General features: G+C 58.7%; 13 protein-coding genes and 1 other RNA gene. 10 read left to right on the top strand and 4 right to left on the bottom strand.

Going from position 1 to position 15,122, the window contains the following annotated elements; translation table 11 throughout:
- The first annotated feature begins 151 nt into the window (after window positions 1-151).
- The gene (locus tag OXR61_RS15780) at window positions 152-883 is read left to right on the top strand and encodes an oxidative stress defense protein (protein ID WP_021506655.1); all 732 of its coding nucleotides are present in this window, start codon (window positions 152-154) and stop codon (window positions 881-883) included.
- 115 nt (window positions 884-998) lie between these two features.
- Here the strand turns inward: OXR61_RS15780 and OXR61_RS15775 are convergent, their stop codons facing one another.
- Entirely contained in the window at window positions 999-1,904 is a 906-nt protein-coding gene (locus OXR61_RS15775; RefSeq protein WP_021506656.1) for a LysR family transcriptional regulator ArgP, read from the bottom strand.
- A 182-nt stretch (window positions 1,905-2,086) separates the two neighbouring features.
- Between OXR61_RS15775 and rpiA the strand changes: the two genes are divergently transcribed.
- Both rpiA and serA read left to right on the top strand, forming a co-directional pair.
- The gene (gene rpiA / locus OXR61_RS15770) at window positions 2,087-2,746 is read left to right on the top strand and encodes a ribose-5-phosphate isomerase RpiA (protein ID WP_021506657.1); all 660 of its coding nucleotides are present in this window, start codon (window positions 2,087-2,089) and stop codon (window positions 2,744-2,746) included.
- Window positions 2,747-3,025: 279 nt separating this feature from the next.
- Window positions 3,026-4,264, top strand: coding sequence for a phosphoglycerate dehydrogenase (serA, locus tag OXR61_RS15765; protein WP_021506658.1), 1,239 nt, complete (start codon window positions 3,026-3,028; stop codon window positions 4,262-4,264).
- A gap of 30 nt (window positions 4,265-4,294) precedes the next feature.
- On the opposite strand, the gene OXR61_RS15760 is transcribed toward serA, so the two are convergent.
- The 3 genes from OXR61_RS15760 to zapA all read right to left on the bottom strand — a co-directional run bounded on the left by OXR61_RS15760 (window position 4,295) and on the right by zapA (window position 5,523).
- Window positions 4,295-4,900, bottom strand: a complete 606-nt coding sequence (locus tag OXR61_RS15760; RefSeq protein ID WP_021506659.1) for a 5-formyltetrahydrofolate cyclo-ligase — start codon at window positions 4,898-4,900, stop codon at window positions 4,295-4,297.
- 70 nt (window positions 4,901-4,970) lie between these two features.
- Window positions 4,971-5,154, bottom strand: a non-coding RNA gene (ssrS, locus tag OXR61_RS15755) — 6S RNA.
- Between the two features lie 39 nt (window positions 5,155-5,193).
- Window positions 5,194-5,523: a cell division protein ZapA gene (gene zapA / locus OXR61_RS15750; RefSeq protein WP_021506660.1), complete on the bottom strand. Its 330-nt coding sequence runs from the start codon at window positions 5,521-5,523 to the stop codon at window positions 5,194-5,196.
- A gap of 170 nt (window positions 5,524-5,693) precedes the next feature.
- Here zapA and OXR61_RS15745 point away from each other — a divergent pair, with 170 nt between their 5' ends.
- The 7 genes from OXR61_RS15745 to gcvP all read left to right on the top strand — a co-directional run bounded on the left by OXR61_RS15745 (window position 5,694) and on the right by gcvP (window position 15,080).
- Window positions 5,694-6,275: a YecA family protein gene (locus OXR61_RS15745; RefSeq protein ID WP_031279479.1), complete on the top strand. Its 582-nt coding sequence runs from the start codon at window positions 5,694-5,696 to the stop codon at window positions 6,273-6,275.
- Between the two features lie 50 nt (window positions 6,276-6,325).
- The gene (gene pepP / locus OXR61_RS15740; protein ID WP_021506662.1) at window positions 6,326-7,648 is read left to right on the top strand and encodes a Xaa-Pro aminopeptidase; all 1,323 of its coding nucleotides are present in this window, start codon (window positions 6,326-6,328) and stop codon (window positions 7,646-7,648) included.
- On the top strand, window positions 7,645-8,823 hold the full coding sequence (gene ubiH, locus OXR61_RS15735; protein WP_021506663.1) for a 2-octaprenyl-6-methoxyphenyl hydroxylase: 1,179 nt from the start codon (window positions 7,645-7,647) through the stop codon (window positions 8,821-8,823). Before pepP ends, ubiH begins: the two co-directional genes overlap by 4 nt.
- A gap of 20 nt (window positions 8,824-8,843) precedes the next feature.
- Complete coding sequence (gene ubiI, locus OXR61_RS15730; RefSeq protein ID WP_021506664.1) at window positions 8,844-10,046, top strand: FAD-dependent 2-octaprenylphenol hydroxylase; 1,203 nt, start codon at window positions 8,844-8,846, stop codon at window positions 10,044-10,046.
- Between the two features lie 555 nt (window positions 10,047-10,601).
- Window positions 10,602-11,699 carry a glycine cleavage system aminomethyltransferase GcvT gene (gcvT, locus tag OXR61_RS15725; RefSeq protein ID WP_021506665.1) on the top strand — a complete coding sequence of 366 codons (1,098 nt, stop codon included), beginning with the start codon at window positions 10,602-10,604 and terminating at the stop codon, window positions 11,697-11,699.
- A 22-nt stretch (window positions 11,700-11,721) separates the two neighbouring features.
- Window positions 11,722-12,108, top strand: a complete 387-nt coding sequence (gene gcvH, locus OXR61_RS15720; protein ID WP_021506666.1) for a glycine cleavage system protein GcvH — start codon at window positions 11,722-11,724, stop codon at window positions 12,106-12,108.
- 98 nt (window positions 12,109-12,206) lie between these two features.
- Window positions 12,207-15,080, top strand: a complete 2,874-nt coding sequence (gene gcvP, locus OXR61_RS15715; RefSeq protein ID WP_021506667.1) for an aminomethyl-transferring glycine dehydrogenase — start codon at window positions 12,207-12,209, stop codon at window positions 15,078-15,080.
- The last annotated feature ends 42 nt before the right edge of the window (window positions 15,081-15,122 follow it).

Below are 15,122 nucleotides of genomic sequence, written 5' to 3'. Positions count from 1 at the left end.
TGTAGCGATAAATTTGCGATCGCGGATACGTTAAACCTGAGCAAAGCCGAACTTTTTGCTAATTTCAAACTCAGACCATCACGCATAGTAATGTGTTTTGGGTTTCGCCATAGTGGCGACCTGCAAATTGAACCCTTCAAGGAGGACTTTCGTGAAACTGAAAGCACTGGCGCTGGCCGCCGTAATGAGCACGGGCGCACTGTCCGGTCTGGTCCAGGCGGGAGAAGTGCCGAACGGACCGCACGTGGTGACATCAGGACAGGCCAGCGTGGATGCCCGTCCGGATATGGCGACGCTCTCCATCGTGGTGAATGTTTCGTCGAAAGACGCGGCGGATGCAAAAAAACAGGCTGACGACCGCGTGGCGCAATATTTTGATTTCCTGCAAAAGAATGGCATCGAGAAGAAAGATATTGATGCGGCTAATCTCAGCACCCAGCCGGAGTATGACTACACCAAAGAGGGTAAATCGGTGCTGAAAGGCTACCGTGCGGTGCGTCAGGTTGAAGTAACGCTGCGCCAGCTGGATAAGCTGAATGAGCTGCTGGACGGCGCGCTGAAGTCGGGCCTGAATGAGATTCGTTCTGTTGAGCTGGGCGTGGCTAACGCGGACAGCTACAAAGATCAGGCGCGTAAAGCGGCGATTGCCAATGCCACACAGCAGGCGAGCGCCCTTGCGGAAGGCTTCAATGCCAAACTGGGCTCGGTGTACAGCATTCGCTATCACGTGGCTAACTACCAGCCGATGCCGATGGCGCGCATGTACAAAGCGGCCGGTGCCGCAGCGGACACCACCGCGCAGCAGACCTACGAGCAGCAGAGCATCCATTTTGACGATCAGGTGGATGTGGTATTCGAAATCAAACCGAATACGGCGCAGTAAGTTAGCCTGTAAAATTGTAGCGGCGCGATTCATCGCGCTCTCCAGCAGCAGAACCGCTGTTAAAACGCGCGATTAATCGCGCCGCTACGACTGTTGTGCGCTAATCTGAACGGCGCTAAGCCGCAACTTCATCCTGGCGCAATACGCGGTGGCCGTGGGCAATCAGCGCATCGGTCACGCTGCGCATCAGGCGACTTTCCGGCGCGAAACGGTGCCAGTACAGCATCCGGCGCTGATACAGACCCGGTGTCAAATCAACCAGCTCTCCCTGCGCCAGCTCGCGCTCAATCTGCAGGTGCGGAATCATACAGCACACCGATCCCTGACGCGCCAGCTGCACAAAAGCCTCTGATGAGTTCACGATGTGGCACGGCACGCTGCCCGGCGATAAATCAAAGTTCTGCTGCAAAAAGGCCTGATGCATATCGTCGAGGTGATCAAACGCCACCGCCGGGGCTTTCAGCAGCGCCGAGCGCGTCACGCCATTGGGGAAATAGCGCGCGGCAAATTCCGGCGAGGCGCAGAACAGATAGTCCAGCGCACCCAGCTGATCCACCAGGCAACTTGGCAACGGCTGCGGCTGGATACTCACCGCGCCGACCACTTCACCGCGCCGTAAACGCTCCTGCGTGCGGGTTTCATCTTCCACCTGCAGATTCAGGCGCACCGGCGAGTCGGCCAGCACATCTTTCAGTGCCGGCAGCAGCCAGGTAGCAAGACTGTCGGCGTTCACCGCCAGCGACAGCAGCAGCGGCGTGGTGCCACCGTTATCATCGCCCAGCCACTCCTCTTCCAGCAATTCCACCTGATGCAGCAGCGCCAGCAATTTTTGTCCCTGCTCGGTCGGGCGCGGCGGCACGGTTCGCACCAGCAGCGGCTGACCAAATAAATTTTCCAGCTGTTTAATGCGCTGCGACACCGCAGACTGCGTGATGCACAGCTTCTGGGCGGCACGCTCAAAGCCGCGTTCGCGAATCACAGCATCCAGCGCCTGAAGCGTTCGATAATCCGGGCGTTTCATTGTTGTTCTCTCTCGTTCAGGGTGGAAACTACTATGCCATAAAACGGCGAAGCTGTGCGGCCGACGCGTTTTTGCGGGCTGGCTTCCAAAGGCTTACATCCAACGTCGGTCAGCCGCGCTTTTTGACAGCGCCTTGTTTTATACTACGCGCACTTCGATGTCGCACAGGTTTTAAACATACCATGACCCAGGATGAACTGAAAAAAGCGGTAGGTTGGGCAGCGCTGCAGTACGTGCAGCCAGGCACCATTGTTGGCGTAGGCACCGGTTCAACGGCGGCGCACTTTATTGACGCGCTTGGTACCATCAGGGATCAGATCGAGGGCGCGGTTTCCAGTTCGGAAGCCTCCACCGAAAAGCTCAAATCGCTGGGCATTCCGGTGTTCGATCTCAACAACGTGGATGCGCTGTCGGTGTATGTCGACGGGGCTGATGAGATCAATCCACAGATGCAGATGATCAAGGGCGGCGGTGCGGCGCTGACGCGCGAGAAAATTGTCGCGGCGGTGGCGCAGAAATTTATTTGCATCGCGGATGCGTCCAAGCAGGTCGATGTGCTGGGCAACTTCCCGCTTCCGGTGGAGGTGATTCCGATGGCACGCGCTTATGTGGCGCGGGAGCTGGTGAAGCTGGGCGGCCTGCCGGAGTATCGTCAGCACGTGGTTACGGATAATGGCAACATTATTCTCGACGTACATAATCTGCGCATCCTTGACCCGATTGCGCTGGAAAAAACCATCAATGCGCTGCCGGGCGTCGTCACCGTGGGGCTGTTTGCCGCACGCGGAGCGGATATTGCGCTGATTGGCACGCCGGACGGTGTGAAAACCATCACCAATTGATCTCACCGGCGCGCCGCCAGCGCCGGTTATTTCCATCCGCAAAACATCTTTTCTTGCTGCAGTGAAATTTGGTGACTTATGTCACAAATGATTCATCAACAGCAGGTTCGTACTTTGCGCTCTCGTCATCTCACGATTTTGTGTGGATTTGTGTTGTCTGCACGTGGGCGCGTGCTGGCGTGCAGGCAATCGTTTGTATTGCCGCGCCGGAAAATTTTGATATTTTGACAGAAGGCTACCTTATGGTAGTCCTCGTTGAATTCTGAATAGGGTCGGGAAATGGCAAAGGTATCACTGGAAAAAGACAAGATTAAGTTCCTGCTGGTGGAAGGCGTTCACCAGAGTGCGCTGGATAATCTGCGCGCCGCAGGTTACACCAACATCGAGTTCCACAAAGGCGCACTGGATGCTGAGACGCTGAAGTCCTCCATCCGCGATGCCCACTTCATTGGTATCCGTTCCCGTACCCAACTGACTGAAGAGATCTTCGCGGCAGCTGAAAAGCTGGTGGCGGTGGGCTGCTTCTGTATTGGTACTAACCAGGTTGATCTCAGCGCGGCAGCGAAACGCGGCGTGCCGGTGTTCAACGCCCCGTTCTCCAATACCCGTTCGGTCGCGGAACTGGTGATCGGCGAAATGCTGCTGATGCTGCGCGGCATTCCGGAAGCCAACGCCAAAGCACACCGCGGCATCTGGAATAAAATCGCCACCGGTTCGTACGAAGCGCGTGGTAAGAAGCTGGGTATTATTGGCTACGGCCATATCGGGATGCAGCTCGGCGTGCTGGCGGAAAGCCTCGGCATGCACGTATTTTTCTATGATATCGAAAACAAGCTGCCGCTGGGCAATGCCACCCAGGTGCGCCATCTCTCTGACCTGCTGAACATGAGTGATGTGGTCAGCCTGCACGTGCCGGAAACGCCGTCCACGCAGAACATGATTGGCAGCGAAGAGCTGGCGCTGATGAAGCCCGGCGCGCTGTTGATCAACGCCGCGCGCGGTACCGTGATCGACATCCCGGCGCTGTGTAATGCGCTGGCCAGCAAGCACCTCGCCGGTGCCGCCATCGACGTCTTCCCGGTTGAACCTGCAACCAATAGCGATCCGTTTAACTCGCCGCTGTGCGAATTCGACAACGTGATCCTGACGCCGCATATCGGCGGATCAACGCAGGAAGCGCAGGAGAACATCGGTCTGGAAGTGTCTGGCAAGCTGGCCAAGTACTCTGACAACGGCTCGACGCTCTCCGCAGTAAACTTCCCGGAAGTCTCGCTGCCGATGCACGCTGCCAGCGCCAGCCGCCTGCTGCACATCCATGAAAACCGCCCGGGCGTGCTGACCGCCATCAACCAGATCTTTGCCGAGCAGGGCATCAACATTGCCGCTCAGTATCTGCAAACCTCGCCAGTGATGGGTTATGTGGTTATTGATATTGATGCCGAAGAGGATGTGGCGGAGAAAGCGCTGCAGCTGATGAAGGCGATTCCGGGCACCATGCGCGCCCGTCTGCTGTACTGACAGTGCAGGGCGCCGCTGGGCGCCCTGTCTTTATCCCGCCAGCGTTTCCCACTGCCACAGCTTTGACGGCGTCAGAATTGCCGGCAATGGCACATCCCAGGCCGCCACCGGCAGCGCATCGACGCGCTGGCAGTCGTGCGCAATACCCAGCGGTAAAAAGCCATGCTGCTGCCAGTGCTGTAGCGTGCGATCGTAAAAACCCCCACCCATGCCTAAGCGTTGTCCCTGCGCGTCAAATGCCACCAGCGGTACCAGCATCACATCCAGCTGATCGAGTGTCGCCAGCTGCGTTATATCCAGCGGCGGCTCAGGGATGCGCAGCTTGTTAGGTCGCAGCGGGGTTTCTGGCGTGTAGCGCAAAAAAAGCAGGTGACCAGGCGCAAACGGGTGCAGCACCGGCAGAAAGACCTGCTTCTTTTGCTGCCACAGTTTGGCAATCAGCGGTCGGGTATTAATTTCGCCATCGACGGAGAGAAACAGCGCGATGCGTTGTGCGCTGGCCAGCGGGGCAAAATTGATGGCATGTTCAGCCAGCAGATCGGCGGCCTCAACCTGTTGCTCAGGCGTAAGATTGCGGCGCAGATGGCGCACATGCTGACGAATATCCTGACGGTCGAGAAGATAGAGTGCTGGCATGATGTCCCCGGCTGATAAGGCTGTTGATAGCCACATTATCACACCGGGAATAACAGGGTGGAACTAAGAGGAGATCTCCGAGATGCCGCCGCAGGCTGTAACCCTTGAACCCTTGGTTCAAGGTGAGTATGCCGTCGTAACCATCAGGCTTCTCGGACGGACCGAGCATGCTCACAGGTTACAGAGCGTCACACTCTGTTGGTATGAAATATCGGCTCAGGGGACTGGCCCGCTTGCAAACATCTCAGAGAAAATTGACTTCACCGTTACTCTAACACGAGTACCATGAAGTGTTATTCGAATTTAGGGCCCTGACGTTCAGTTATGCGACCTTGCTCAACTAATGCCTGCTCAATGGTCTGCTGCAGCATACGGATGCGTTGTTCCATATTGGCTGCGTAATCGCGCGTTTTACCTTTCTCTTGTGCCAGCTCGTGGCAAATGTTTAACGCGGCGATGAACACCAGCTGCTCTGTATTTGTGACTCTAGTGCGAACTTTTAAATCTTGCAACCGTTGATTGAGATCCTCTGCGGCCAGATTCAGCGCATCTTGCTGTTCAGGCGGACAATTCACTCTCAATGAACGACCAAAAATCTGAATATCTACCGGTTGTGCAGACATGCCACCATCCTGACTGATTACTTCGTTCGCATCTCCCTTACCTGTCAATGGGTTGGGAGGTGCGCAACTATATAGACCCGCGTGATAAGTTACAACCCCTTTTCTGGAAACCCTGAGGCACCTGGTGGTAGCATAACACGAACTTATTCTGCCAACGACGACCAAAGCTTATGTCTTTACAGAACGCAACACCCACTTACAACGCGCTGGCCGCGGCACTTTCCCAGCAGGGCGTAGGCATGACGCCCGCCGAGATGCACGGACTGCTGTGTGGCATTCTGTGCGGCGGCAATCAGGACAGCAGCTGGAAAACCCTGGTGCATGACCTGACTAACGAGGGCATGGCGTTCTCGCAAAGCCTGTCGCAGCCGCTGCAGGCGCTGCATGAAAACCTGGCCAACACGCTGGATGAAGAGGGTTTCCTGTTCCAGCTGATGCTGCCGGATGAGGAGGACATCACGGTGTTCGATCGTGCTGACGCGCTGGCCGGCTGGGTCAATCACTTCCTGCTGGGCCTGGGCGTGACGCAGCCGAAGCTGGAAAAAGTGACCGGTGAGACCGGCGAAGCGATTGACGATCTGCGCACCATTGCGCAACTTGGCTACGATGAAGATGAAGATCAGGAAGAGCTCGAACAGTCGCTGGAAGAGGTGATTGAGTACGTGCGCGTTGCCGCGCTGCTGTGCCATGACACCTTCACCCGGCCACGCACGCCGACCGCACCGGAAGTGCAAAAACCTACGCTACACTAAGCGCGTCATCGTGGGCAGGTCGCTGCCCGTTTTCTACAGGGAGTGCAAATATGATTACACTGGAAACTTTCCGGCAACGTCGTCAGGCGCTGATCGCCCGCATGGCGCCCGGCAGCGCGGCTTTGATTTTTGCTGCACCTGAAGTGACGCGCAGCAACGACACCGAATATCCCTTTCGCCAGAACAGCGACTTCTGGTACTTCACCGGCTTCAACGAGCCGCAGGCGCTGCTGGTATTAATCAAGAGCGATGACAATCATAACCACAGCGTGCTGTTTAACCGCGTACGCGACCTGACGGCCGAGATCTGGTTCGGGCGTCGGCTTGGTCAGGAAGCCGCACCGGCGAAGCTGGGCGTTGACCGCGCGCTGCCGTGGGATGCGATTGACGAGCAGCTGCACCAGCTGCTCAACGGACTCGACGTGGTCTATCACGCACAGGGTGAATACGCGGAAGCGGATACGCTGGTGTTCAGCGCGCTGGAGAAACTGCGCCGCGGTTTCCGGCAAAACCTCAGCGCACCGGCGACGCTGACCGACTGGCGTCCCTGGGTGCATGAGATGCGCCTGTTTAAAAGCGAAGACGAGATCGCCATTCTGCGCCGCGCAGGAAAAATCAGCGCGCTGGCACATACCCGTGCGATGCAGGCGTGCCGTCCCGGCATGTTTGAATATCAACTGGAAGGCGAAATCCATCACGAATTCACCCGCCACGGCGCGCGCTTTCCGTCTTACAACACCATCGTGGGCTCCGGTGAGAACGGCTGCATTTTGCACTACACCGAAAACGAAAGCGAAATGCGCGACGGCGATCTGGTGCTGATTGATGCCGGTTGCGAATTCCATGGCTACGCCGGCGATATCACCCGCACTTTCCCGGTAAACGGTAAATTCAGCCAGCCGCAGCGCGAGATCTACGACATCGTGCTCGCCTCGCTGTATAAGGCGCTGTCGATGTTCCGCCCGGGCATCAGCATCCATGAAGTCAACGACGAAGTGGTGCGCATCATGATCACCGGTCTGGTCGATCTGGGCATTCTGGAAGGCAATATCGATACGCTGTTTGAAGAGCAGGCGCACCGTCCGTTCTTTATGCACGGCCTTGGTCACTGGCTGGGGCTGGATGTGCACGACGTCGGCCACTACGGCACGCCCAGCCGCGACCGCCTGCTTGAACCCGGCATGGTGCTCACCGTTGAACCGGGCCTGTATATCGCGCCGGATGCCAAAGTGCCGGCGCAGTATCGCGGCATCGGTATCCGTATCGAAGACGACATCGTCATCACCGCCGACGGTAATGAAAACCTGACCGACAGCGTGGTAAAAGACGCTGAGGCGATCGAAGCACTGATGGCGGCGGCGCGCAGCGTATGAGTATCCTGATTGCAGGCGGCGGTATGACCGGCGCCACGCTGGCACTGGCGATTTCGCATCTGACGCAGGGCCAGTTGCCGGTGACACTGATTGAGCGTCACCAGCCGGACAGCCGCGCGCACCCGGGCTTTGACGGGCGCGCCATCGCGCTGGCGGCGGGCACCTGTCAGCAGCTGGCGGATATTGACCTGTGGCGGTCGCTGGCGGATTGCGCCACGCCCATTACTGACATCCACGTTTCCGATCGCGGCCACAGCGGGTTTGTCCAGCTGCAGGCGGAGGATTACCAGCTGGCGGCGTTGGGCAACGTGGTCGAGCTGTACGACGTGGGACAGCGCCTGTTTACACGTCTGCGTGAGGCACCCGGCGTGACGCTGTGCTGCCCGGATCACGTTACCTCAGTAACCCGCAGCGCCGATAGCGTGCAGGCGACGCTCAGCAGCGGCGCAACGTTACAGGGCGCGCTGCTGGTGGCCGCTGACGGTGCACGCTCGCCGCTGGCGGCATCCTGCGGCATGCGCTGGCAGCGCGACGACTATCAGCAGCTGGCGGTGATTGCCAACGTCGTGACGCAGTTGCCGCATCAGGGCCGCGCGTTTGAGCGCTTCACCCGGCATGGCCCGCTGGCGCTGTTACCGATGTCCGGCAACCGTCTGTCGCTGGTGTGGTGTCATCCGGCGGCTGCCGAAGCCACGGTTAAGCAATGGGACGATGCCACCTTCCTGCATGAATTACAGCGCGCCTTTGGCTGGCGGCTGGGGCGCTTTACTCACGCCGGCCAGCGCGAAATCTATCCGCTGGCGCTGCAGACCGCAGAGCGTCAGGTGACGCACCGGCTGGCGCTGGTCGGCAATGCGGCGCAGACGCTGCATCCGATCGCCGGGCAGGGCTTTAACCTCGGACTGCGCGATGTGATGTCGCTGGCGGAAACCCTTGCGGCGGCGCATCGTCACCAGCAGGATCCGGGCAGCAACGCGGTGTTGCACCATTTTGCTGCGCGCCGCCAGCCGGATCGCGCGGCGACCATTGGCGTCACCGACGGTCTGGTGCGGCTGTTCGTCAACCGTTATGCCCCGCTGGTGGCAGGACGAAATCTTGGGCTGGTGGCAATGGACCACCTGCCATGGCTGCGAAACCCACTTGCCGTGCGCACGCTCGGCTGGGTTAAGCGTTAAGCATGAATTAAGGGGCAGCAATGCAAACATTTGATGTGGCGATTGCCGGTGGCGGCATGGTCGGTCTGGCGGTGGCCTGTGGCTTACAGGGCAGCGGCCTGCGCGTTGCGGTGCTGGAAAAAGCGCCTGAGCCACAATTTGATGCGGCGGCGCCAGCGTCGGTTCGCGTCTCGGCCATCAACGCCGCCAGCGAGCGTCTGCTGCAAAAACTTGATGTCTGGTCCACCATTCTCGCGCTGCGCGCCAGCGCGTATCACGGCATGGAAGTGTGGGATCAGGACAGCTTTGGCTCGATCAGCTTTGATGACGAGCAGCAGGGGCTGTCGCACCTCGGACATATCATTGAAAACGAGGTGATTCACAGTGCGCTGTGGCAGCGCGCCAGCCAGTGCAACGACGTGACGCTGATTGCACCGGCTCAGCTGCAGCAGGTGGCGTTTGGCGATAACGAAGCCTTTATTACCCTGCAGGACGGCAGCATGATGAGCGCGCGCTTGCTGATTGCTGCGGACGGGGCCAACTCGTGGCTGCGTGACAAAGCGGATATCCCGATTACCTTCTGGGATTACGAACATCACGCGCTGGTGGCCAATGTACGCACCGATATGCCGCACGATGCCATCGCGCGCCAGGTGTTCCACGGCGACGGCATTCTGGCCTTCCTGCCGATGCAGGATCCGCACCTGTGCTCCATCGTCTGGTCACTGTCACCGCAGGAAGCGGCGCGACTGCAATCCATGCCGGAAGCGCTGTTTAACCAGCAGTTGTCGGTGGCATTCGATATGCGCCTTGGTCTGTGCCAGGTGGAAAGCGAACGGAAAACCTTCCCGCTGATGGCCCGTTACGCCCGCAACTTTGCTGCGCACCGGCTGGCGCTGGTGGGCGATGCGGCGCATACCATCCATCCGCTGGCCGGGCAGGGGGTTAACCTCGGCTTTATGGATGCCGCCGAGCTGATTGGCGAAATCCGCCGTCTGCATCAGCAGGGCAAAGATATCGGCCAGCATCTCTATTTGCGGCGTTATGAACGCAGCCGCAAGCACAGCGCAGCGCTGATGCTGGCCGGCATGCAGGGTTTCCGTGAGCTGTTTGCCGGGCACCATCCGGCAAAAAAACTGCTGCGCGACGTCGGGCTGAAGCTGGCCGATACGCTGCCTGGCGTGAAGCCGTTACTGCTGAAGCAGGCCATGGGCCTCAACGACCTGCCCGGCTGGATCCGCTAACCCTCCTTATTACGGCACCCTTTCAGGTGCCGTTTTTCCTGCACTGACGTTACGCGATCGCCCTCAAGGGTGGGCGTGGCAGTCGGCTGCCGCTCATGAATCACCGAACTGCACAGCGTTGTCGCCATCCATCGCGACCCTGTGCGCACCCGGTAACGTCACTGCAAAACCTGCCCCGGCACCATTATTGTGCATCGCTGCACCCAAATTGCCCTTCATTTGATTTATTCTAATTTCAGGCCTCAATCCGCATTACTTTAACTAATCCTAAATGCTTTTCGTCCCCGAACCATTTCCCTTGTCTGCGGTACAGCTTCCATTATTCGGCTGAATTACTGCGCATCAGGTGAATTATATGCGCGGTAAATCACATAAATGCAGTGAGATGTGCTGGCGTGGCTGCCGGGGCAGCCCAAAGGATGATAAGGTTTCACCCTCGTTTTCCTTATGGTTAATTGCCGGATTCGGTGGTAACTTCAGTGTAAAGAGAACGTTTGCGTCGCTCAAAACTGACGGCGCAGGCGCGTCACACTCACTTGTCTTCACAGGATGGTTATGACTCAGCAAACGCCTCTATTCGAACAGCATCAGACCTGCGGTGCCCGCATGGTGGACTTCCACGGCTGGATGATGCCGCTGCACTACGGCTCGCAAATGGATGAACACCATGCGGTGCGCAACGATGCCGGAATGTTTGACGTTTCCCACATGACCATTGTCGATCTGCACGGCGCGCGCACCCGTGAATTTCTGCGTTACCTGCTGGCCAACGACGTCGCCAAACTGACTCAGCCCGGCAAAGCCCTCTATACCGGCATGCTGAATGCTTCAGCTGGCGTCATTGATGATTTAATTGTTTACTTTATGAGCGAAGATTTCTTCCGCCTGGTGGTCAACTCCGCCACGCGCGAGAAGGATCTGGCGTGGATCGCTGAGCATGCGCAGCCGTTTGGGGTTGCGCTCACCGAGCGTGACGATCTGGCGCTGATCGCCGTACAGGGACCGAACGCGCACCAAAAAGCACAGAGCCTGTTTAGCGCGGCACAGCGTGACGCGGTTGCAGGCATGAAGCCGTTCTTTGGCGTACAGGCCGGCGATCTGTTTATCGCCACGACCGGTTATACCGGTGAAGCCGGTTATGAAATCGCCCTGCCTGCCGCTCAGGCCGCAGATTTCTGGCAGCAGCTGCTGGCCGCGGGCGTGAAACCAGCCGGACTGGGCGCACGCGATACGCTGCGTCTCGAAGCTGGCATGAATCTGTATGGTCAGGAGATGGATGAAGGCGTTTCGCCGCTGGCCGCCAACATGGGCTGGACCATCAGCTGGGAGCCCGGCGACCGTGATTTCATTGGCCGTGAAGCGCTGGAAGCGCAGCGCGAGAACGGCACGGAAAAACTGGTCGGGCTGGTGATGACCGAAAAAGGCGTGCTGCGTAACGGTCTGACGGTGCGCTTTACCGATGCGCAGGGCCAGCCGCAGCAGGGCATCATTACCAGCGGCTCCTTCTCGCCAACGCTGGGCTATAGCATTGCGCTGGCGCGCGTGCCGGCCAGTATCGGTGAGCAGGCGATCGTTGAAATCCGCAATCGTGAAATGCCGGTGAAAGTGACTAAACCTATTTTTGTTCGCGCCGGCAAGCCGGTCGCTCAGTAATTTTTTTTCAGGAGAAATGGCGATGAGCAATGTGCCAAATGAATTGAAGTACCGTGATAGCCACGAGTGGGTGCGGAAAGAAGCTGACGGTACGTTTACCGTGGGCATCACCGAACACGCGCAGGAACTGCTGGGCGACATGGTGTTTGTCGACCTGCCTGACGTGGGCGCCAGTTTTGCCGCCGGTGACGACTGTGCGGTAGCCGAATCCGTGAAAGCGGCATCGGATATCTATGCCCCGCTGAGCGGTGAAATCGTGGCGGTCAACGAAGAGCTGGGCGATGCCCCGGAGCTGGTGAACAGCGAACCGTACGCCGCCGGCTGGCTGTTCCGCATCAAAGCCAGCGACGAGTCCGAGCTCGACGCGATGCTCGATGCCGAGGCCTATAAAAAGTCCATCGACGAGTAACCGGTAGTCTCTGAAGGTGCTGCACTGCGGCGCCTTCTTTTTTATCTGCCTGATTTAATGCCATTTTGTCACCCAGCCCGATTCAGGATGTACTGTAAATGACCCAGACTCTCAGCCAGCTCGAACATAACGGTGCTTTTATTGAGCGCCATATCGGTCCTGATGCCGCGCAGCAGGCCACCATGCTGGAAGCGATTGGTGCCAGCTCGCTGGCTTCGCTGATCGCTTCAATTGTGCCTGCTGATATCCAGCTGCCAGGCCCGCCGGCGGTAGGCGATGCCGCGACTGAACAGCAGGCGCTGGCAGAGCTGAAAGCCATTGCCAGCCAGAATCAGCGTTACAAATCCTGGATTGGAATGGGTTACAGCGCCGTGATCACCCCGCCGGTGATTCTGCGCAACATGCTGGAAAACCCGGGCTGGTACACGGCGTACACGCCATATCAGCCGGAAGTGTCGCAGGGCCGTCTGGAAGCGCTGCTCAATTTCCAGACCCTGACGCTCGATCTCACCGGGCTGGATATTGCTTCAGCTTCACTGCTGGATGAAGCCACCGCGGCCGCCGAAGCGATGGCGATGGCTAAACGCGTCAGCAAGCTGAAAAACGCGACCAAATTCTTTATCGCCGATGACATCCATCCGCAAACGCTGGATGTGGTGCGCACCCGCGCCGAAACCTTTGGCTTTGAGCTGATTATTGATCGCGCCGAAAAAGCCCGCGAGCACGACGATCTGTTTGGCGTGCTGCTGCAGCAGGTCGGTACCAGCGGAGAAGTGCACGACTACCGTGAACTGATTGCTGAGCTGAAAAGCCGCAAAGTGGTGGTGAGCGTGGCGGCGGATTTCATGGCGCTGGTGCAGCTGGAAGCGCCGGGCAAACAGGGTGCTGATATCGTCTTTGGTTCCGCCCAGCGCTTTGGCGTACCGATGGGCTACGGCGGTCCGCACGCGGCCTTCTTTGCCAGCCGTGATGAGCACAAGCGCTCCATGCCGGGCCGTATCATCGGTGTGTCACGCGATGCCGCAGGTAACACTGCACTGCGCATGGCGATGCAGACGCGCGAACAACACATCCGCCGTGAGAAAGCCAACTCCAACATCTGTACTTCCCAGGTGCTGCTGGCGAATATCGCCGGCCTGTACGCGGTTTACCATGGCCCGGCCGGACTGAAGCGCATCGCCTCGCGCATTCACCGTCTGACCTCGATTCTGGCAGCAGGCCTGCAAAACGGCGGCCTGAAGCTGCGCCATCACAGCTGGTTCGATACGCTGACCGTTGAAGTCGCGGACAAAGCGGCGGTGCTGAACCGTGCGCTGAGCTTCGGCGTCAACCTGCGCAGCGATATCCTCAATGCGGTCGGTATCACGCTGGATGAAACCACCACGCGTGAAGACGTGCTGGCGTTGTTTGCCATTCTGCTGGGCGACGCGCACGGCCAGGATATCGAGGCGCTGGACGCCGCAGTGGCGGCGGAAAACAGCGCCATTCCGGCAGGCCAGCAGCGTACCAGCGAATTCCTTACCCATCCGGTGTTCAACCGTCATCACAGCGAAACTGAGATGATGCGCTACATGCACAGCCTGGAGAAAAAGGATCTGGCGCTGAATCAGGCGATGATCCCGCTCGGCTCATGCACCATGAAACTGAATGCCGCCGCCGAAATGATTCCGATCACCTGGCCGGAATTCGCTGAACTGCACCCGTTCTGCCCGGCAGAGCAGGCGAGCGGTTATCTGCAGATGATCGGCCAGCTGTCCCAGTGGCTGGTTCAGCTCACCGGTTACGATGCGCTGTGCATGCAGCCGAACTCTGGTGCGCAGGGCGAATACGCCGGTCTGCTGGCCATCCGCCGCTATCATGAGAGCCGTAATGAAGCGGGCCGCACGATCTGTCTGATCCCGAGCTCGGCGCATGGCACTAACCCGGCGTCCGCGCAGATGGCGGGCATGGCGGTCGTGGTGGTGGCCTGTGATAAGCAGGGCAACATCGATCTCGGCGATCTGCGTGAAAAAGCAGCGCAGGCCGGTGACGCGCTGTCGTGCATCATGGTGACCTACCCGTCGACGCACGGCGTCTACGAAGAGACCATTCGCGAAGTGTGCCAGATCGTGCATCAGTACGGCGGCCAGGTGTACCTCGACGGCGCAAACATGAACGCGCAGGTTGGGATCACCACGCCTGGCTACATTGGCGCTGACGTGTCGCATCTCAACCTGCACAAAACCTTCTGCATTCCGCACGGCGGTGGCGGTCCGGGCATGGGGCCGATCGGGGTAAAAGCGCATCTGGCGCCATTCGTACCGGGCCACAGCGTGGTGCAGATTGACGGCGTGCTGACCCAGCAGGGCGCGGTTTCTGCGGCGCCGTTCGGCAGTGCATCTATTCTGCCCATCAGCTGGATGTACATTCGCATGATGGGTGCCGAAGGGCTGAAGCAGGCCAGCTCGGTGGCGATTCTCAACGCCAACTACATCGCCAGCCGGCTGCAGTCGGCGTACCCGATTCTGTACGCCGGCCGCGACGGCCGCGTGGCGCATGAGTGCATTCTCGACATTCGTCCGCTGAAAGAGCAGACCGGCATCAGCGAGCTGGATATCGCGAAACGCCTGATCGACTATGGCTTCCATGCGCCGACCATGTCTTTCCCGGTCGCCGGCACGCTGATGGTCGAGCCGACTGAGTCCGAGAGCAAAATCGAGCTGGACCGCTTTATTGACGCGATGCTGGCGATCCGCATGGAAATCGATCGCGTAGCCGACGGTGAATGGCCGGCTGACGACAACCCGCTGGTGAATGCACCGCATACCCAGATGGAAATCGTCGGCGACTGGACTCATCCGTACAGCCGCGAGCTGGCGGTCTTCCCGGCCGGCAGCGCCAACAAATACTGGCCGACCGTTAAGCGTCTCGACGATGTGTTTGGCGATCGCAATGTGTTCTGTTCATGCGTTCCGATGAGCGAATACCAGTAATTTGCAGGCGTAATCCAAACCCTTCAGTAATACTCAAGGCCG

It is taken from the genome of Pantoea sp. GM_Pan_4 (assembly GCF_026541005.1).
GTDB lineage: Bacteria > Pseudomonadota > Gammaproteobacteria > Enterobacterales > Enterobacteriaceae > Pantoea > Pantoea dispersa.
Note: the sequence above shows the minus strand (reverse complement) of the source record. Positions and strands in the feature narration are given on the sequence as shown.